The organism is Rhodopseudomonas sp. P1, assembly GCF_039642825.1.
Taxonomy (GTDB): domain Bacteria; phylum Pseudomonadota; class Alphaproteobacteria; order Rhizobiales; family Xanthobacteraceae; genus Rhodopseudomonas; species Rhodopseudomonas palustris_H.
On the sequence record NZ_CP088006.1, the window covers coordinates 3,631,324 to 3,649,349 of the forward strand.

Annotated in this window: 15 protein-coding genes; 3 read left to right on the plus strand and 12 right to left on the minus strand. The window is 65.6% G+C overall.

Going from position 1 to position 18,026, the window contains the following annotated elements:
• The first annotated feature begins 115 nt into the window (after positions 1 to 115).
• The gene (locus tag LRC39_RS16845) at positions 116 to 901 is read left to right on the plus strand and encodes an SDR family NAD(P)-dependent oxidoreductase (protein ID WP_346295006.1); all 786 of its coding nucleotides are present in this window, start codon (positions 116 to 118) and stop codon (positions 899 to 901) included.
• Between the two features lie 347 nt (positions 902 to 1,248).
• Here the strand turns inward: LRC39_RS16845 and LRC39_RS16850 are convergent, their stop codons facing one another.
• Together LRC39_RS16850 and LRC39_RS16855 are read right to left on the minus strand one after the other, a co-directional pair.
• On the minus strand, positions 1,249 to 2,307 hold the full coding sequence (locus LRC39_RS16850) for a phosphotransferase family protein (RefSeq protein WP_346295007.1): 1,059 nt from the start codon (positions 2,305 to 2,307) through the stop codon (positions 1,249 to 1,251).
• A 152-nt stretch (positions 2,308 to 2,459) separates the two neighbouring features.
• Positions 2,460 to 3,692 carry an acyl-CoA dehydrogenase family protein gene (locus tag LRC39_RS16855; RefSeq protein ID WP_346295008.1) on the minus strand — a complete coding sequence of 411 codons (1,233 nt, stop codon included), beginning with the start codon at positions 3,690 to 3,692 and terminating at the stop codon, positions 2,460 to 2,462.
• Between the two features lie 242 nt (positions 3,693 to 3,934).
• On the opposite strand from LRC39_RS16855, the gene LRC39_RS16860 reads away from it, so the two are divergent.
• A complete protein-coding gene (locus tag LRC39_RS16860) occupies positions 3,935 to 4,597 on the plus strand; it encodes a TetR/AcrR family transcriptional regulator (RefSeq protein WP_346295009.1) in 663 nt (220 codons plus the stop codon).
• Between the two features lie 30 nt (positions 4,598 to 4,627).
• Here LRC39_RS16860 and LRC39_RS16865 read toward each other — a convergent pair whose 3' ends face one another.
• The 10 genes from LRC39_RS16865 to LRC39_RS16910 form a co-directional block, all read right to left on the minus strand.
• Positions 4,628 to 6,289 carry an NRAMP family divalent metal transporter gene (locus LRC39_RS16865; RefSeq protein ID WP_346295010.1) on the minus strand — a complete coding sequence of 554 codons (1,662 nt, stop codon included), beginning with the start codon at positions 6,287 to 6,289 and terminating at the stop codon, positions 4,628 to 4,630.
• Between the two features lie 211 nt (positions 6,290 to 6,500).
• A complete protein-coding gene (locus LRC39_RS16870) occupies positions 6,501 to 6,767 on the minus strand; it encodes a hypothetical protein (RefSeq protein WP_346295011.1) in 267 nt (88 codons plus the stop codon).
• Positions 6,768 to 7,103: 336 nt separating this feature from the next.
• Positions 7,104 to 7,856, minus strand: coding sequence for an ABC transporter ATP-binding protein (locus LRC39_RS16875; RefSeq protein ID WP_346295012.1), 753 nt, complete (start codon positions 7,854 to 7,856; stop codon positions 7,104 to 7,106).
• Positions 7,853 to 8,623: an ABC transporter ATP-binding protein gene (locus tag LRC39_RS16880; protein WP_107345103.1), complete on the minus strand. Its 771-nt coding sequence runs from the start codon at positions 8,621 to 8,623 to the stop codon at positions 7,853 to 7,855. Before LRC39_RS16880 ends, LRC39_RS16875 begins: the two co-directional genes overlap by 4 nt.
• On the minus strand, positions 8,620 to 9,843 hold the full coding sequence (locus LRC39_RS16885) for a branched-chain amino acid ABC transporter permease (protein ID WP_346295013.1): 1,224 nt from the start codon (positions 9,841 to 9,843) through the stop codon (positions 8,620 to 8,622). Before LRC39_RS16885 ends, LRC39_RS16880 begins: the two co-directional genes overlap by 4 nt.
• 4 nt (positions 9,844 to 9,847) lie before the next feature.
• Positions 9,848 to 10,855 (minus strand): branched-chain amino acid ABC transporter permease, encoded by a 1,008-nt coding sequence (locus LRC39_RS16890; RefSeq protein WP_346295014.1) that lies wholly within the window; start codon positions 10,853 to 10,855, stop codon positions 9,848 to 9,850.
• 245 nt (positions 10,856 to 11,100) lie between these two features.
• Positions 11,101 to 12,453, minus strand: a complete 1,353-nt coding sequence (locus LRC39_RS16895) for a substrate-binding protein (protein ID WP_107345106.1) — start codon at positions 12,451 to 12,453, stop codon at positions 11,101 to 11,103.
• Positions 12,454 to 12,906: 453 nt separating this feature from the next.
• Positions 12,907 to 14,208, minus strand: coding sequence for an alpha/beta hydrolase family protein (locus LRC39_RS16900; RefSeq protein ID WP_346295015.1), 1,302 nt, complete (start codon positions 14,206 to 14,208; stop codon positions 12,907 to 12,909).
• Between the two features lie 248 nt (positions 14,209 to 14,456).
• A complete protein-coding gene (locus LRC39_RS16905) occupies positions 14,457 to 16,013 on the minus strand; it encodes an acyl-CoA synthetase (RefSeq protein ID WP_346295016.1) in 1,557 nt (518 codons plus the stop codon).
• A complete protein-coding gene (locus LRC39_RS16910; protein WP_346295017.1) occupies positions 15,931 to 16,713 on the minus strand; it encodes a TetR/AcrR family transcriptional regulator in 783 nt (260 codons plus the stop codon). Before LRC39_RS16910 ends, LRC39_RS16905 begins: the two co-directional genes overlap by 83 nt.
• A 126-nt stretch (positions 16,714 to 16,839) precedes the next feature.
• On the opposite strand from LRC39_RS16910, the gene LRC39_RS16915 reads away from it, so the two are divergent.
• On the plus strand, positions 16,840 to 18,024 hold the full coding sequence (locus tag LRC39_RS16915; RefSeq protein ID WP_107356151.1) for a lipid-transfer protein: 1,185 nt from the start codon (positions 16,840 to 16,842) through the stop codon (positions 18,022 to 18,024).
• Positions 18,025 to 18,026: the final 2 nt, after the last annotated feature.

Genomic DNA, 18,026 nt, shown 5'->3' on the forward strand with positions numbered 1-18,026 from the left:
CAGACCTCGCATCGCCTCAAGTCACTTGTGTGTCGAATGCGCGATGTCGATCGAACGATCGTCGTTCCAATTCCGTCAAACGGCAAACGCCGAAGCGATCAGCAGGGAGCAACGCATGGGCCGCCTCGAAGGCAAATCCATCATCATCACCGGCGCCGGTAGCGGCATCGGCCGCGCGGCATCGCTGCTGTTCACCAAGGAAGGCGCGCAACTGATCGCGGTCGATCGCACCGAAGGCGTGCAGGAGACGGTCGAGCAAGTGCGCAAGGCGGGCGGCATCGCCGAAGCGGTGATGGCCGATGCAGGCTCCGAGGACGATGTGAAGGGGTTCGTCGCCAAGGCGATCGCCGCTTACGGCAAGCTCGACGGCATCTGGGCCAATGCGGGTATCAGCGGCGGGCTGGTGCCGCTGCCCGAACAGACGCCGGAGCATTGGCAGGAGATCCTGCGCGTCAACCTGATCGGTCCATTCCTTGCGATCAAGCACACCATGCCGCATCTGATCAAACAGGGACACGGCGCGATCGTGTGCACCGCCTCGGTCGCGGGCCTGAAGAGCGGCGCGTCGGGCCATCCCTACGCGGCGTCGAAAGCCGGCGTGATCAGCCTGGTGCAGACCACAGCCTACTCGCTGTCCGGCACCGGCGTGCGCATCAACGCGGTGTGCCCCGGCCTGATCGAAACCGGCATGACCAAGCCGGTATTCGACGGCGCACGCGCCCGCGGCACCGATCACAAGATCGGCCAGCTCAATCCGCTGAAGCGCGCCGGCCAGCCGCACGAACTCGCCACCATGGGACTGTTCCTGCTCAGCGACGAAGCGTCCTACGTCAACGGCCAGGCGTTCCCGGTCGACGGCGGCCTGACCGCGTCGATGCCCTATGCGGGCAAACCGATCTGAGACGGGATGATGAGCGGCGCAGACCGCTCCACACACGACCGTCATCCCCGCGCATCCGGGGATCCAGTATTCCAGGGCGTTCGTGATAACAATGACGCACTGGGATACTGGGTCGCCCGGACGAGCCGGGCGATGACGACTTTCTTGAGATCAATGTTGCAATTTCGTCATTCCGGGGCGCACGTGTAATACGCGAACCCGGGATCTCTTCTTGGCTGTCACTCGTTCTTATCAGCTCGGGATTCCGGGTCTGCACACCTTCGGCGTGCATCCCGGAATGACTTTGGTGAGAGCAACAAAAAGGCGCGATCCTTGCGGACCGCGCCTTTTTCAATCTCGAAACCCGCTTACTTCGCGCCGGCCTTCTGGGCGTATTCCCACGCCAGCTCCGCCATCGGCACGGTGCGGGCGGCAGATTCCTTTGCCTTGTCAGAGGCGGCGGTGCCGTCGCGAACGCGGCCAGCGATGCCCGCCAGAATGCCGGCGAGGCGGAATGTGTTATAGGCCAGATACCAATTGAGGTTCGGCACGCCGGCGATGCCCGCGGCCTTGCAATAGATGTCGGCGGCCTGCTCCAGCGTCGGCAGATTCAGCGCCTTGAGATCGGCCTCGGCGAGGCCGGGCATCGCCCACTGCATCAACAGATAGGTGAAGTCGGCCATCGGATCGCCGAGCGTCGACAGCTCCCAATCGAGCACCGCCAGCACCCGCGGCTCGGTGGCATGGAAGATCATGTTGTCGAGCCGGTAGTCGCCGTGCACCACCGACACCCGCTCCTGCACCGGCAGCGTGTTCGGCAGCCATTCCATCAGCCGCTCCATCTCCGGGATGGGCTCGGCCACCGACGCCTTGTACTGCTTGCTCCAGCGGTCGACTTGGCGGGCGAAGTAATTGCCCGGCTTGCCGAAGTCACCGAGACCGATCTTCTCCGGATCGTAGCTGTGCAGCTGCGCCAGCGTCTCGATCTTGGCCTTGAAGATCGCCCAGCGCGACTCCGGCGCCTGGGTCGGCAGGGTCGGATCCCAGAACACCCGGCCCTCTTCCATCGACATGATGTAGAACGACACGCCGATCACGGAGTCGTCGGTGCACAGCGCATAGGCCTTGGCGACCGGGAAACCCTGCTTGCCGAGGGCGGCGATGACGCGGAATTCGCGATCGACCGCGTGCGCCGACGGCAGCAGCTTGCCGAACGGCTTGCGCCGCATCACGTAGGAACGGTTCGGGGTGACGAGCTTGTAGGTCGGGTTGGACTGCCCGCCCCTGAACTGCTGAACCTCGAGCGGGCCCTGATAGCCCTCGACATTCGCCTGCATCCATTCGGCAAGGCGGGCCTCGTCGACCCGATGCCGCTCCTCGACCGGCTTGGTGCCGGTGTAATCGTCGTCGTTTCGCTTCCCGACCAAGTGACGCTCCTTGTTCTTGTTCGCGCGTTACGCGCCGCGCGTTCCGACAATCCCAAAATGGTCATACCCGGGCTTGGCCCGGGTATCCATCTTTTCAAGAGATGGATCGCCGGATCAAGTCCGGCGATGACGTTTTTATGCGGCCTACGTGGTCAGTGCGCCGCGTTGGCGTACTTCTTCATCTCGAGGCGAGCGATGGCGCGGTTGTGCACCTCGTCGGGACCGTCCGCGAGCCGTAGCGTGCGGATGTTGGCGTAATCCTTGGCGAGACCCGCATCGTCGGACACGCCGGCGCCGCCGAACGCCTGGATCGCTTCGTCGATGATGCGCTGCGCCATGCGCGGCGCCGCCACCTTGATCATCGCGATCTCGAGCTGGGCGGTCTTGTTGCCGACCTTGTCCATCATGTCGGCGGCCTTGAGGCACAGCAGGCGGTTCATCTCGATGTCGATGCGGGCTTCGGCGATCCGCTGCTCCCACACCGAGAACTCGATGATCCGCTTGCCGAACGCCACGCGCGACTGCAGGCGCTTGACCATCTTCTCAAGCGCCTCTTCGGCCTTGCCGATGGTGCGCATGCAGTGATGGATGCGGCCCGGGCCGAGACGGCCCTGCGCGATCTCGAAGCCGCGGCCTTCGCCGAGCAGCAGGTTCGACGCCGGAACGCGGACGTTCTCCAGCTTGACCATGCCGTGACCGTGCGGCGCATCGTCGAAGCCGAATACCGGCAGCATCTTCTCGATGGTGATGCCGGGGGTGTCGAGCGGCACCAGGATCTGCGACTGCTGCTGATGACGCGCAGCGTTCGGATCGGTCTTGCCCATCACGATCGCGATCTTGCAGCGCGGATCGCCGACGCCCGACGACCACCACTTGCGGCCGTTGATGACGTAGTGATCGCCGTCCTTCTCGATCCGGGTCTCGATGTTGGTCGCGTCCGACGACGCCACCGCCGGCTCGGTCATCAGGAACGCCGAACGAATTTCGCCGGCCATCAGTGGCCGCAGCCACTTCTGCTTCTGCTCCTTGGTGCCGTAGCGGAACAGCACTTCCATGTTGCCGGTGTCGGGCGCCGAGCAGTTGAACACTTCAGAGGCCCAGGAGATGTGGCCCATCTGCTCGGACAGCAGCGCGTATTCGAGGTTGGACAGACCCGCGCCGTGGAATTCGTCGTCGTCGTGCGTCGACGGCGGCAGGAACAGGTTCCACAGACCTTCGGCCTTCGCCTTGGCCTTCAGTTCCTCGAGAACCGGGATCACCTTCCAGCGCTCGCCCTCGGCGTCCTGCTGCTTGTAGATCGGCACGGCGGGGCGGACGTGGTCGTTCATGAACTTGGTGACGCGGTCCAGCCATTCGCTTTGGCGATCGGACATCGTGAAATCCATCAGGCGATCCTCACTGTTTTCCCAGACTGTTGTGACCGACGGGGTGGCGGCACTGTCGTCCTGCCGCATCGCGCCCGCAAGTCGGATTTCCGCCCCGCATCCCCCGAGAGCCGGGCGACCACGAACCGCGAAAACGAAGCTGCCAGCGTCTCAGCGCCTACGGCGCATTGACTTCCGGCTGTGAAACGATAGTTTCATACAGCTGTTTGAATTGCAAGAACGATGATTTCCCGCGGAGCGGCATGTCCACCGACACCACACGCAGTGCGATCCTGACCGCCGCCGAACGGTTGTATGCCGAGCGCGGCTTCGGCGACGTCACCTTGCGCGACATCGTCGCTGCAGCCGGCGTCAACCTCGCTGCGGTGAACTATCACTTCGGCTCGAAGGACGAGCTGATCGCCGAACTGTTCGTGACCCGCTCGATCGCCACCAATCGCGAGCGGTTCAACGAGCTCAAGGCCGCGGAAACCGCCGGCGGCGGTCGCGCGCCGATCGAGGCGGTGTTGCGGGCGCTGATCGGCCCGACATTGCGCGGCTGCCTCGGCCAGGACAGCGAGCGCTCGGATGCCGCACGCTTCATGATCCGCGCCGCGATCGAAACCATCCCGCCGATCCGCAAGATCAAGAATCGCGAGATCGATCACTTGCGCAAATTCGCCGCGGCAATGCGGCGCTCCCTGCCCGGCAAGCCGGACGCCGAGATCTACTGGGGCTTGCACTTCGCGTTGGCGATGGCGCAGCAGACCGTGCGCGACAGCGAGCGTCTGCTGCGGCTGTCGGAAGGCACTTGCGATCTCGACGACGTCGACGGGGTGATCGACCGCGTCGTCGCGGTGGCGTCGCTGGCGCTGAAGACAGGCAACACCGGCACCGGCGAGGCCGCGGTGTCGCGGCGGCGCTGAGCTTGCGCAGCGACCGCCGACGACCTCACCTCAGCGCGCGATCAGCTCGATAATGCGGTACAGCACCAGCCCGGCCGCCAGCACCAGATAGCCGCGCAATACCAGCAACCAGGTGCGGCTGACAGCGCTGAGACGGGCCGGCGGCAGGGTCGCCAGCGGCGGCATCCGCCACTCTTCCGGCGCAACAGCGGCCGCCGCGACAGGCTCGGCGCGAACGTCCTGTCGGCGGCGCGCGATCAGCGCCACGAGTGCGGACAGCAGTAGCGCGCCGACCACGCCGCCGCCCAGGATGCCGAGGATCATCCCCTCGCCGACGCCGGGGAACAGTACCGACACGGTGAGGATGACCGACAGTAGCACCAGCACCGCGACGATCGCACCGGTGAACAGGTTGCCGGCGCGGCCGTTGGCCCACGGCCCGAGCACGGCCTTGTCGTTGCACAACAGCAGCAGAAACACCGTTGCGCTTGGCAGCAGCACGCCGGCCAGCGTCTGCACCGCGTTGGTGAGCAGGCCGAGCGGCATTCCCGGCGTCACCACCAGCGCCGCCGCAAACGCGATCAGCCCGGCATAGACCGCGTAGAACCCCTTCGCCTCGCGCGGCTTGCGATGCAGCGAATGCGCCACCGCAAACACATCGCCGATCGCGTAAGCAGTCGACAGCGAAACGGCCGCCGCACCGATGATGCTGGCGTCGAGCAACGCCAGCGCGAACAGGATCGCCGGCAACCGCCCGGCGGCCTGCTCCAGACCATGCGCGGTGCCGAGCGCATCGGTATAGGCGCCGAACTCCGGCCGGCCGGCAAAGGCCGCTGCCGAGAACCCGATCATCGCCACCGCGCCGATGATTACCAGGCCGATCCCGACGCAGAGATCCCAGCGCTCGTAGCGGATGAAGCGCGGGGTGATGCGCTTGTCGATCAAATAGCTCTGCTGGAAGAACAGCTGCCACGGCGCGATCGTGGTGCCGACGATGGCGATGATCAGCAGCATCACCTCGCCGAGCGGCGCGCCGGCCGGCATCTTCGGCACGAAGAAATCATGCGCCAGCTGCGGCAGCGGCGGATGCACCATCACGGCAACCGGGATCAGCAGCAGGCTGCCGGCGACCAGCGCCAGCGCGAACCGCTCGAACCGGCGGAAATCGCCGGTCGAGACCGCGAAGGTGATGATCACCGCGGCCGCGATCACGCCCCAGAACTGCGACAGGCCGAGATATTGCAGCGCCAGGCTGATGCCGATGAACTCGGTCACCAGCGTCAGCGCGTTGAGCAGGAACAGGTCGGCGACGCTGAACGCGCCCCAGAACTTGCCGAACCGCGCGAAGATCAGCCGTGCATGGCCGACGCCGGTAACGGCGCCGAGCCGCACCACCATCTCCTGGTTGACGTACAGCACCGGGATCAGCAGCAGCAACGTCCACAGCAGCGTGGTGCCGTAATTCTGGCCGGCCTGGGTGTAGGTGCCGAATGCACCGGCGTCATTATCGCCGACCATCACGATCAGGCCGGGACCGGCGATTGCCAGCAGCGTCTGCAGCCGGGCTTTGAGCGTACGCCGCGGCGCGCGGTCATCGGCCGCGATAGTGCCGAGTGCGCCGCGGATCTCGCCGAGATGGGCGCTGTCCAGCACCGCGCTCGGCGGAACGGCGGCGCAGGCCGCTGTCGCCTGCAAGGGGATGTGCTTGGTCATTTGACTCTCCTGATCCGGCCTGCGCGCAGCGGCCGGACGCGGAGAGCGGCGCTAAGCGCCCTCGCCGGCCCGGCGCCGATGCGGCGCGGCCACGTCTGGTGCTGATTTTGGGACTGGCAGGCCCGCCGCACGCACGAAGGCGGCAGCGGGCAATCTGGGTTGATGGTCCATCGGAATGGCTCCTGCCCGGCGTGCAGCCGGGCGTTGGGAATTACGCCGCGCGCGAGGGCGGCTGGTACACGCGGTCGCCGGTGTCACCGTCTTCGGCGTCCGCCGCGTCGACGGACGGCATCACGGTCCATCCGGCCACCAGCGTGCCGGCCGAGCCGACATGCCAATGCAGCACCAGCGCGGGACGCTGCGCCCGGCGCGGCATGCTGCAAACGTTGTCGTTGGCGTGGGCGCGCCGGCTGTCGGCCGGGCGCGCGGCGCGGCCGGTCCGGGCCGGCCACCATGCGGTTTTGAAGTTGATCGACATCACTCACCTCCACGGCCGCAACGCGGCGGGACGGTGAGATCAGGCGGCTAGCAGCGCACCTTGCTCACGCGGCCCGACACGGTCGCGGTCCGATGTGTTGCGGTCGCGTTCGCCCGGCCTATCGCGGGGAGAAGGCGGCCAAAGCTGCTAGGGCCCATGTGCTCTTCGTTGGATGAGAAGGAAGGATCGCGCGCAAAGGCTCGACCCGGCCGGAGCCCTACGCCCGCACCTGCGATCGAGTCAACACTGTTTGTGGCCGGTCACGCCGCCGTGTTCGGCGGGCACGGACGGTGCGCAGCACCGCCCGTCCTTGCTGCGCGCACGTGCGCGGACGCCTCAGATCGCCAGATAGCGATGGCGCAGCTCTTCGCTGTCGAGGACGTGCTTGGCGGTGCCGTCGAACACCACTTCGCCGGTGTCGAGGATGACGGCGCGGTCGGACAATTCCAGCGCCGCAACTGCGTTCTGCTCAACGATGATGGTGGTGATGCCCGCGGCACGCACTTCCTTCAGCGCCTTGGCAATGTCGTGGCGAACCACCGGCGCCAAGCCTTCGTAGGGCTCGTCGAGCAGCAGCAGCTTGAGATCGCGTGCGAGCGCGCGAGCGATCGCCAGCATCTGCTGCTCGCCGCCCGACATCGTCACGCCTTCCTGCTTGCGGCGCTCGGCGAGCCGCGGGAACAGCTCGTAGATCCGCTCGAACGACCAGCCGACGCTGCCGGAGATCACGGCGATCTGCAGGTTCTGCTCCACCGTCATCCCCGGGATGATGCGGCGATCCTCCTGCACCAGCTGGATGCCGGCCTGGGCGGCGACATAGTTCGGTTTGCCGTGCAGCTTCACGCCGTCGAGGATCACTTCGCCCGAGACCAGCTCGGGCGTCGAGGCGCGTGCGATCGAGCGCAGCGTCGAGGTCTTGCCGGCTCCGTTGCGGCCGAGCAGCGCCAGGATCTCGCCCTTGTTCAGCGAGAACGAGACGTTCTGCACGATGTAGCTGTCGCCGTAATAGGCGTTGAGGTTGCGGCAGCAGAAATACGGCGTCTCGCCCGCATGGGTGGGGTGCGGCCGTTCGGCGGTCATCGTCGTCATACTTGCTCCTCGCCGAGATAGGCTTCGATCACTTTCGGGTTGCCCTTGATCTCGTCGGGCACGCCCTGCGCGATGACGCGGCCGCCGGCCAGCACGGTGATGCGGTCGGCGAGCGAGAACACGACGTGCATGTCGTGCTCGATGATCACGATGGTCATGCCCGACTGCTTGATCTGCCGCAGGATCTCGATGGTGGCGTTGGTGTCGGCGCGCGCCATGCCGGCGGTCGGCTCGTCGAGCAGCAGCAGCTTCGGCTTCTGCACCAGGCCCATCACCAGCTCGAGCCGGCGCTTGTCGCCGCGCGAAAGCGCCCCGGCGAGGTGATACAGATGCCCGCCGAGGCCGCGCTCGCGCAGCGCCTGCACGGCGCGCTGGCCGATCTCGCCCTGCTCGTCGAACCGCGACACCAGCTTGAGCCGGAACGCGCCGTCCTGATGCGACAGCATCGCCATCATGACGTTTTCCAGCACGGTCAGATCGCCGAAGATCTCCGGCGTCTGAAACACCCGCGCCACGCCAAGCTGGTTGATCTCATACGGCTTCAGCCCGGTGAGCTGGGTGCCGTGGAACATCACCTTGCCCTGCGTCGGCGGCAGCACGCCGACGCAGACGTTGAGCAGCGTCGATTTGCCGGCGCCGTTGGGGCCGATGATGGCGTGGGTCTCGCCCTCACGGATGTCGAGATGCACGTCCGCCAGCGCGTGCAGACCCGCGAACGTCTTGTGGACGTGATCGATGTGCAGAACGATGTCGCTGTTCACGTTCATGGCGCGGTGACTCTCGCTTTTTGCTCGGCGGCGTTCTTCTCGATCTCGGCGGTGCGGTCGTGCGACGGCATCTCCTCGATCACCATTTCGCCGAGACCGTCACGCTGCGGCGAGTCACCGAGCGATTTGACCTTCGGGGTGTGCTTCAGGCCGATCAACCGGTTGATGCCCTCCATCACGCCGCCCGGCAGGAAGATCACCACCGCCATAAACAGCAGGCCGAGGGTGAGCTGCCAGCCTTCGCCGACGAACAGGCTCAGCGTCTTGACCACCGGCTCGCGCAGCCCGTCGGGCACGAAGGTGAACATCGCCTTGAGCTGGGCTTCGTTGTAGGCCGAGAAGATGTTCTCGAAGTACTTGATGATGCCGGTGCCGAGGACCGGGCCGAGCAGCGTGCCGGCGCCGCCCAGGATGGTCATCAGCACCACCTCGCCCGATGCGGTCCACTGCATGCGCTCGGCGCCCGCGAGCGGATCGGTCGCGGCGAGCAGCGCGCCGGCGAGACCGGCGAACATGCCGGAGATCACGAAGGCGGACAGAAGATACGGCCGGGTCGAATAGCCAGTGTAGCCCATCCGGTTCTGGTTCGACTTGATGGCGCGCAGCGTCATGCCGAACGGCGAGCGGAAGATCGCGATCGACAGGCCGAACGCCGCCACCAGCACCGCGCCGCAGATGTAGAACCCGGTCCAGCCGGTGATCTGCATGCCGAACAGCGACGGAGTCGGCGAGACGTAGCCGATCGCGGCGTCGAGATAGCGCGGATCCTGGCGCAGCACGCGCAGGCCGGTTTCGCCGTTGGTGATCGGCGTCAGCACCGAATATGCCATGTTGTAGCACATCTGCGCGAACGCCAGCGTCAGGATCGAGAAGTAGATGCCGGAGCGGCGCAAGCTGACGAAGCCGATCGCCAGCGCCAGCACCCCGGCCAGCACCACCGACATCGCCACCGCAGGCAGCAGATCCATCGACAGCAGCTTGAACGACCACACCGCGGCGTAGGAGCCGACGCCGAGGAATGCGGCGTGGCCGAACGACAGGTAGCCGGTGAGACCGAACAGGATGTTGAAGCCGATCGCGAAGATGCCGTAGATCGCGAACTTCTGTAATAGATCCGGATAGCCGGCGCCGATCGGGGTGAAGATAATCGGGCCCAGCGCCACCACGATGGCAAAGCCGATCAGCAGCGCGATGTCGGCGAGTTTGGAGGTGTGCTTCATCGGATCAGCTCTCCATCACGCCCTTGCGTCCCAGCAATCCGCGCGGACGCACCAACAACACCACCACGGCGACCAGATAGATGATGATCTGGTCGATGCCGGGCAGCAGCCCCTTGATCTCGTTCATCGAGGCGAACGACTGCAGGATGCCGAGCAGGAAGCCGGCCAGCACCGCACCCGGCAACGAGCCCATGCCGCCGACCACGACGACGACGAACGACAACACCAGGAAGTCCATCCCCATGTGATAATCGGGCGGCACGATCGGCGTGTACATCACACCGGCGAGGCCGGCGACGATCGCCGCGAGGCCGAACACGATGGTGAAGCGCCGCTCGATATTGATGCCGAGCAGGCCCACGGTCTCACGGTCCTGCATGCCGGCGCGCACCACCATGCCGAAGGTCGTGAGCTGGAGGAATGCGAACACCGCACCGATCACCACCAGCGAGAAGCACAGATAGACGATGCGCCAGTACGGATAGACGATCGCCTCGGTGATCTGCAGCGAACCGGAGAACAGTGCCGGCGCGGATTGCGCGATCGGATTGGCGCCGAAGAAGTGCTTGACGATCTCCTGCAGCACGATGGCGAGGCCGAAGGTCACCAGGATCTGGTCGGCGTGCGGGCGCTTGTAGAAGAACCGGATCAGTCCCCGCTCGATCAGGATGCCGATCAGCAGCATCACCGGGATCGCGAGCAGGATCGACACCGGCACCGAGCAATCGATCAGCACCTTGCCCCAGTCGCCGAGCATCGACTGAACGTAAGGCGTCTTGACCTCCAGCGGCGAGCCCCAGGGCGTCGTCCGCGTCGGATCAATCTTGACGATTTCCAGCGTCAGCAGCTTGTTGAACACCACGGCGCAGAACGCGCCGAGCATGAACAGCGCGCCGTGGGCGAAATTCACCACGCCGAGCGTGCCGAAGGCCAAGGTCAGCCCGAGCGCGATCAGCGCATAGGCCCCTCCTTTGTCGAGGCCGTTCAGGATCTGCAGAACGATCGCGTCCATGCGTGGTCAATCTCCCCCTGTGTCCGCGGCACCAAGGCGCGCGTCCATCGAAATTCCCCGGCGACCGACCCCGGCCGGCGGGCCAATACAAACTTTGCAGTCACTGTCGCCCGACCATCGGTCAGAGGCGGTACGCGCTTTATTGCTGTTCAAGAGACACGTGGCGGTCGGCTGCGCCGCGGGGCTCAGCCGACCGGTCACGATTCTGCTCGCCGGGCCGCAGCTCGCAGCCCGGTCGGATCAGATCAGCCGCACGCCTTGGCGTCCTTGGAGCCGAGTTCGCCGCCGAAGATGCTCGGGTCGTAGGTGACCTGCGACGCCGGCACGATCTTCTTGACCTCGAGCAGGTCGAACTTGTCCTTCGGCTTTTCCTTGCCCTGCACCACCAGCACGTCCTTGAAGCACTGATGGTCGGCGGCGCGGTACAGCGTCTTGCCGTTGCCGAGGCCATCGAATTCGAAGCCTTCGAGCGCCGCAATCACCTTCGACGGATTGAAGGTGCCGGCACGCTCGACGGCGTCCGCATACAGGATCGCCTGGACGTAGCAGGTCTGCGCGGCCTGCGACGGCGGGGTGCCATAAGCGGCGCCGAACGACTTGGTGAAGGCGCTGGTGGCGGCGTCTTCGAGCTTCCAGTCCCAGTTCGCGGTGCCGTAGATGCCCTTGATCGCATCGCCCGCGCCCTGCGCCATCAGCTCGGAGAACAGCGGCACGACGATCTCGAACTTCTTGCCGTTCGCCATCTTGTCGCGCAGGCCAAACTGAACCGCCTGGGTCAAGGAGTTGATCATGTCCTTGCCGTAGTGGTTCAGCACCAGCACGTCGGCGCCGGAGTTCAGCACCGGGGTGATGTACTGCGAGAAGTCGGCGGCGCCGAGCGGGGTGCGGACCGCCTTGACGGTCTTCCAGCCCTGCTTCTCGGTCGCGTCCTTCATCGACTCTTCCTGGGTCCAGCCCCAGGTGTAGTCGGCGGTCAGGTGATAGGCGACGCGGTCCTTGCCATAGGCTTCGGCGAGCACCGGGCCGAGCGCCACGCCGGACATGTAGGCGTTGAAGAAGTGGCGGAAACCGTAGGCGCGCTTGTCCTTGCCGGTGGTGTCGTTGGAGTGGGTCAGGCCGGCCATGAAGATCACGCCGACATCCTGGCACAGCGACTGCACGGCGACCGCTTCGGCCGACGACGAGCCGCCGGTGATCATGATCGCGCCGTCCTTTTCGATCATGCGCTTGGCGGTGGCGCGCGCCTGATCGGCCTTGGTCTGGGTATCACCGGAGACGAAGGTAACCTTCTTGCCGAGCACGCCGTTGCCCTTGAGCGCCAGCGGCTTCATGGTCTTCAGCATGCCGCCGTCGCCCTCACCGTTGAGGTGCTTCACCGCGAGCTGATAGGCCTTGAGTTCATCCATGCCTTCGTCGGCATAGGCGCCGGACTGCGGGACGTTGAAGCCGAACACGACTTCCTTGCCCTTCGGGATGTTGCAGAAATCGTCGGCCCAGGCGTCGCGGATGAAAAAGCTCGGCGTGGCAAGGGCGGCAGCACCGGCCAGGCCGGTCTTGAGCGCAGTTCTGCGGTCGATGATAAATTTCTTGTCGGCCATGGGGCGTCTCTCCTCGGGTTCCTCGGGAAGTCTTCTTGTTAGTCTCGGGTCGTCGCGCTCGCACGCTGATCGATGCCCGGGCTGCTCTTGGTGGCAGCGGAGCCGAAGTCTTGGAGAGCGGGTCCAATAGGGTCAACCGCTCCTTTTGTCTAAGGAGCTTCAATCAGTTCGGCGCGAAGGTAATTGCTCGCGCGGTTGACAGAACTAATCGTCAGTTTGTCGTGACAACTCGTCACAGTAACTATTGTGCATATCGATCAGAAAGCGTCGGCAGATCAGTGACTGCAGCGTTGTCACAACTGTCACATATCGCGCTGCACCAAATAACAACTCGGACGTCTCCGCATCCGCGTCCGCCAATTTATGTGACGTTTGGTCGCTCAAGCGCGCGTTGGACTATGCACGCCCGCGACATCATGTCCGATACCGCACAGTTCTGAGTGTGAGGATCGTTTAGAATTTACCAAACCAGGTCGGCACATTCTCAGCACCGCCGAGACTGGCGGCATCGCCATACAGCCCCGCGAGAAAGGTCGCGCGATGGCTAGCGCTCGCGGTTGGGATTCCCACAGCCTGGTGGCCACCCGCCGACAGGGCCCGATACACCATGGCCGGATGCAGCGCTTCGTCGGCGAGCCCATAGTGAAACCGGATCGGCGAATCGTAGCGCCAATACGACGCCCGATTGGCTGCGAGATGACGCAGGAAGGCGCTGTTGCGATCGTCGGTGGCGCGCTCGAAGAAGCCCGGCACCACCAGATCGGAGCCGGTCGGGAACGGCTGCTGCGGATCGGCCACGACCTTGTAGTCTTCCCAGTATTTGCGGGCCATCGCCCGGTATTCGGGGCGGATGGCGCTGTCGAGCAGACCGCTGAGGCGATAGTTCAGCTCGTAACTGCCGAGGGCAACGATCATGCACAACGAGATCCAGTTCGGCAGGGCCGGATAGGACGTCGTGCCGGCCGGCAGGGCAAAGCTCTGAGCGCCGGCCCAGTAGCTCCAGGCTTCATTCAGATCATTGAACGGGCTGGCGACCGCCGTGGCGGCAACGGGTCGCGACCGGCGGCGCAGCGCCTGATGAAGCCACTGGGTGTTGAGCGCGCCCTGCGACCAGCCGTGCAGGAAGAGTTTCGACGGTTTCAGGCCGAGCGATGCCATCGCCACCTCGCCCGCCGCCAGCGTGTCGAGACAGGTCTGGACGCTGACGCCCTTGACTGCGTAGCCCTCGCCTCGCCCGTTGCGGAATGGACCCTTGCCGACATAATCGGCGGCGACCACCGCATAGCCGCGCGCCGCGAACCGCTGCACATTGAACAGCGTCTCCAGCGAATCCGCCGCATCGCTGAGCTGGTACGCCGGATCGGCCAGCTTGGTCAGGTTCGACGGGATCTGATCGAACGACAGGATGGTACCGTGCTGCCAGGATAGCAGCGGCAGTTCGCCGGTCTTGCCGGCCGGCACGGCCAACAGCCCGCTGACCTTCAGCTGCTCACCAGTCTCGGGAACGCGGGTCGTGGTCACGATCCGGTGCAGATCGACGTCGCCCTGCGCGCCGGCGGTGGCGGCATCGAAGGCCGGCAGGATCGCCGGGGCGTTGAACAGCGGGAACGCCTTAGCCACCTCGGCGTCGAGCCGCGCGGCGCTGACCCGCACCGAGCGGTCGATTCCGGATCGCAGTGAGGAGCGCCGCACCGCCGCCTGTGCCGGACTGAAGCCGAGCGCAGCGGCGCCGGCGGCAGCCGCGGCACCGAACACCAGAGACCGACGCTGCCGGTCGATCCTGCCTGAGGCTGCCTCTGACTGAGCAGGAACGGGCTGGTCATTCAAAAGCGCCGGCATGGGGAGGGGCCTCGGATCTCGAGCAAGGACGAATCGACGATCGGGCCAGTGTAGCGCGCGCCAGTGACCGAGCATGCAGAGCGCAAAGAAAACGCCGCGCGGGAAACACCTCAATCGAGGCGATCCCGCGCGGCGCGAATAGTGTCTGGCAGCCTGCCGCGGCGTCAGCTGACGCGACGCTCGCGGCTCTCCCAATACGGCTGCCGCAGTTCACGCTTGAGGATCTTGCCGGCGCCGGACAGAGGCAGCGGCGTCTCGGTGATCTCGACACTGCGCGGGCACTTGTAGCCGGCGATCAGCGCCTTGCAGTGAGCGATCAGCTCCTCCGCCGTCACGGTGGCACCGGCCTTGGTGACGACGACGGCGTGAACCTGCTCGCCCCACGCCTCGTGCGGAATGCCGATCACCGCGCACTGCGCCACCGCCGGATGCTGCGCCACCGCGTTCTCGACCTCGACCGAGTACACGTTCTCGCCGCCGGAGATGATCATGTCCTTGACCCGGTCGACGACGTAAACGAAGCCGTGCTCGTCCATGTAGCCGCCGTCGCCGGTGTGCATCCAGCCGCCGGCGAGCGCCCGTGCGGTTTCTTCCGGGCGCTCCCAATAGCCCATCATCACGTTGTCGCCGCGGACGCAGATCTCGCCGACCGTCCCATAAGGGACGGTGCGATCCTCGGCATCGACGATCCGCACTTCGCAGCCCAGCGTGGCCCGGCCGGCGGCGCGCTGGCGCCCCTTGGCCTTGCCCTCGCCGATATGCTCCTTCCAGTGCAGCAGCGTCGCGATCGGCGACAGCTCGGTCATGCCGTAGGCCTGGGTGAACTGAACGTTCGGCAGCGCCGCAGACGCGCGGGCCAGCACCGCCTCGCTGATCGGCGACGCGCCATAGACGATGTTCTTCAGCGACGACAGGTCGTAAGTCTTCAGCGCCGGGTGATCGACGAACATCTGGATCATGGTCGGCACCAGCAGAACATCCGTGACCCGATCGTTCTGCATCGCCTGCATCACGCCCTCCGGCGTGAACGACGGGATCATCACGTTGGAGCCGCCCGACAACAGCAGCGAATACATCGCCGCACCATTGGCGAGGTGGAACATCGGCGCGGCGTGCAGATAGACAGACGTGCCGGGAAACAGCCCCTCGCCCAGCGCATTGAGCGCGTTCGCCATCAGATTGCCGTGGCTCAGCATCACGCCCTTGGAGCGGCCAGTGGTGCCGCCGGTGTAGAAGATGCCGGCGAGGTCCTCGGCCTTACGCATCGCATCCGGGATCGGCGCGTGAGTGGCGATCAGATCCTCATAGCTCTGCATGCCGGCCGGCACATCGCCTTCGTCGGCATAGATCAGCGTCATCGACGGGATCGCCTGCGCCAATGCGGCACCGGTCGCGGCGAACGCCTTGTCGACCACCAGTGCCACCGCGCGGCAGTCGCGCAGCGCGTCTTCGTTCTCCAGCGCGCTCCAGCGGATGTTGAGCGGCACGATCACGCCGCCGCACCAGCCGGCGGCGAGATACATTTCGAGATAGCGATCCGAATTCAGCGACAGGATCGCCACGCGTTCGCCCTCGCCGACACCGCTGGCGCGCAGGCCAGCAGCAAGCCGCGCGACGCGGTCGCCGACCTCGCGCCAGTTACGTCGGCGGCCGGCGCAGACGGTGGCCAGCCCTTCCGGGTTGATCTGCAACGCGCGCCGCAGGCCGTGGGTGATGTTCATGATGTCCTCCCTTGGGTCGTTTCCTGTTGTTGTTGCCGTCGGGCGCCTGAAGGGCGCTCTTCTTCTTGGTTGATCGGGTTGCGAGCCCCTCGGTGAGGCGCATCGCGAATTCGTCGGCGATCGCCTCCGGCGACAGCGCGCCGTCGCGCTGATACCAATGGCCGATCCAGTTCAGCGATCCGGCGATCGCGAACGCAGTCAATTTCGGATCGCATGGCTTGATCGATCCGTCGGCGACGCCCTCCGCGATGAAGCGGCGGAACGTCTGGTCGATGCCGCGCTTGGCGGCGCGCACCGTCTTCTCGTTCTCCGGCGACAGGTCGCGCGGATTGAACCGCACCATGCTGGCACCGAACTCCGTGGCCATCGTTGCGGCATAGGCGCGCACCAGCGCGCGCAGCTTGCCGAGTCCGTCGTCACCGGAAGCGTTGATGCCCGCAATGATCTCGTCGACCTGCTCCTGACCGAGCGCCCAGCACTCGAACAGAATCTCCTCCTTGCTGCGGAAGTAATTGTACAGCGCCGGCTTGGTGATGTTCAGCTGCTCCGCCACTTCGTTGAGCGTGGCGCGATGATAGCCCTGTTCGAGGAACAGACGCACCGCCGTTCGCAGCACTGCCTCGCGCTTTTCGTCGCGGGCGCGGCGGCGGCTCTCGAACGGCATCCAGGGCGATCGGTCGTCGGCGGCGTGTCCGCTCATCACAAATTCCGCAGGCAGCAATTTGGCAAGTAACTGATCCGGCGCCGATCGATTGACTCGCCAGCAGCTCACATATATTACTCATGGGTAATAAAAAGTCCAATGGGTAAGTTTAGGGAGAGAACAATGGCGTCACCCGTCCACGTCGCCGGCGTCGGCATGATCCCGTTCGTCAAGCCGGGCGCGAACGAGCCGTATCACCTGATGGGCGCCGAAGCGGCGCGGCTGGCCTTGCGCGACGCCGGCCTCGGCTACGATGCGATCCAGCAGGCCTTCGTCGGATACGTCTATGGCGACTCCACCTGCGGTCAGCGCGCGCTGTACCAGGTCGGCATGACCGGCATCCCGATCGTAAACGTCAACAACAACTGCTCGACAGGCTCGACCGCGCTGTACCTGGCGCGGCAGGCGATCGCCTCCGGCGCCGCCGACTGCGTGCTGGCGCTCGGCTTCGAGCAGATGAAGCCCGGCGCGCTCGGCTCGGTATTCGTCGATCGCCCCAGCGCGTTCGAGGACTTCGACGCCGCCGCCGATCAGTTGATCGACGCCCCCGGCGTGCCGCTGGCGCTGCGTTATTTTGGCGGCGCCGGCCTCAGCCACATGCAGAAATACGGCACGCCGCTGTCGTCCTTCGCCAAGGTCCGCGCCAAAGCCAGCCGTCACGCGGCGAAGAATCCGCTGGCGCTGTTCCGCAAGGAGGTCTCGGCCGACGACGTGCTCAATGACCAAGTGATCTGGCCGGGCGTGATGACCCGGCTGATGGCCTGTCCCCCCACCTGCGGCGGCGCCGCCGCGGTGCTCGTGTCCGAAGCCTTCGCCAAGAAGCACGGCCTCCGCACCGACGTTCGCATCGCCGCGCAAGCGATGACGACCGATACGGCGTCGACCTTCGAAGCGCACGACATGATGCGCGTGGTCGGCTACGACATGGCGCGCGCCGCGGCCACCAAGGTGTACGAGGACGCCGGCGTCGGGCCGGATGACATCGACGTCGTCGAGCTGCACGACTGCTTCGCCCATAACGAACTGATCACCTACGAGGCGCTTGGTCTCTGCCCCGAAGGCGGCGCCGAGAAGTTCATCGCCGACGGCGACAACACCTATGGCGGAAAGTTCGTCACCAACCCGTCGGGCGGTCTGCTGTCGAAGGGCCATCCGCTCGGCGCCACTGGCCTCGCACAATGCTACGAGCTGACCCGGCAGCTCCGCGGCACCGCGGAGGCGACCCAGGTCGACGGCGCCAAGCGCGCGTTGCAGCACAATCTCGGTCTCGGCGGCGCCTGCGTGGTGACGCTGTACGAGCGCGCGTGAGG

Bases quoted from the DNA above. Each gene is read 5' to 3' on its own strand.
- LRC39_RS16890 (WP_346295014.1), bottom strand. From the start codon at position 10,855: ATGGACGCGATCGTTCTGCAGATCCTGAACGGCCTCGACAAAGGAGGG.
- LRC39_RS16845 (WP_346295006.1), top strand. From the start codon at position 116: ATGGGCCGCCTCGAAGGCAAATCCATCATCATCACCGGCGCCGGTAGC.
- LRC39_RS16875 (WP_346295012.1), bottom strand. From the start codon at position 7,856: ATGACGACGATGACCGCCGAACGGCCGCACCCCACCCATGCGGGCGAG.
- LRC39_RS16910 (WP_346295017.1), bottom strand. From the start codon at position 16,713: ATGAGCGGACACGCCGCCGACGACCGATCGCCCTGGATGCCGTTCGAG.
- LRC39_RS16865 (WP_346295010.1), bottom strand. From the start codon at position 6,289: ATGACCAAGCACATCCCCTTGCAGGCGACAGCGGCCTGCGCCGCCGTT.
- LRC39_RS16895 (WP_107345106.1), bottom strand. From the start codon at position 12,453: ATGGCCGACAAGAAATTTATCATCGACCGCAGAACTGCGCTCAAGACC.
- LRC39_RS16905 (WP_346295016.1), bottom strand. From the start codon at position 16,013: ATGAACATCACCCACGGCCTGCGGCGCGCGTTGCAGATCAACCCGGAA.
- LRC39_RS16880 (WP_107345103.1), bottom strand. From the start codon at position 8,623: ATGAACGTGAACAGCGACATCGTTCTGCACATCGATCACGTCCACAAG.
- LRC39_RS16860 (WP_346295009.1), top strand. From the start codon at position 3,935: ATGTCCACCGACACCACACGCAGTGCGATCCTGACCGCCGCCGAACGG.
- LRC39_RS16885 (WP_346295013.1), bottom strand. From the start codon at position 9,843: ATGAAGCACACCTCCAAACTCGCCGACATCGCGCTGCTGATCGGCTTT.
- LRC39_RS16870 (WP_346295011.1), bottom strand. From the start codon at position 6,767: ATGTCGATCAACTTCAAAACCGCATGGTGGCCGGCCCGGACCGGCCGC.
- LRC39_RS16855 (WP_346295008.1), bottom strand. From the start codon at position 3,692: ATGGATTTCACGATGTCCGATCGCCAAAGCGAATGGCTGGACCGCGTC.
- LRC39_RS16915 (WP_107356151.1), top strand. From the start codon at position 16,840: ATGGCGTCACCCGTCCACGTCGCCGGCGTCGGCATGATCCCGTTCGTC.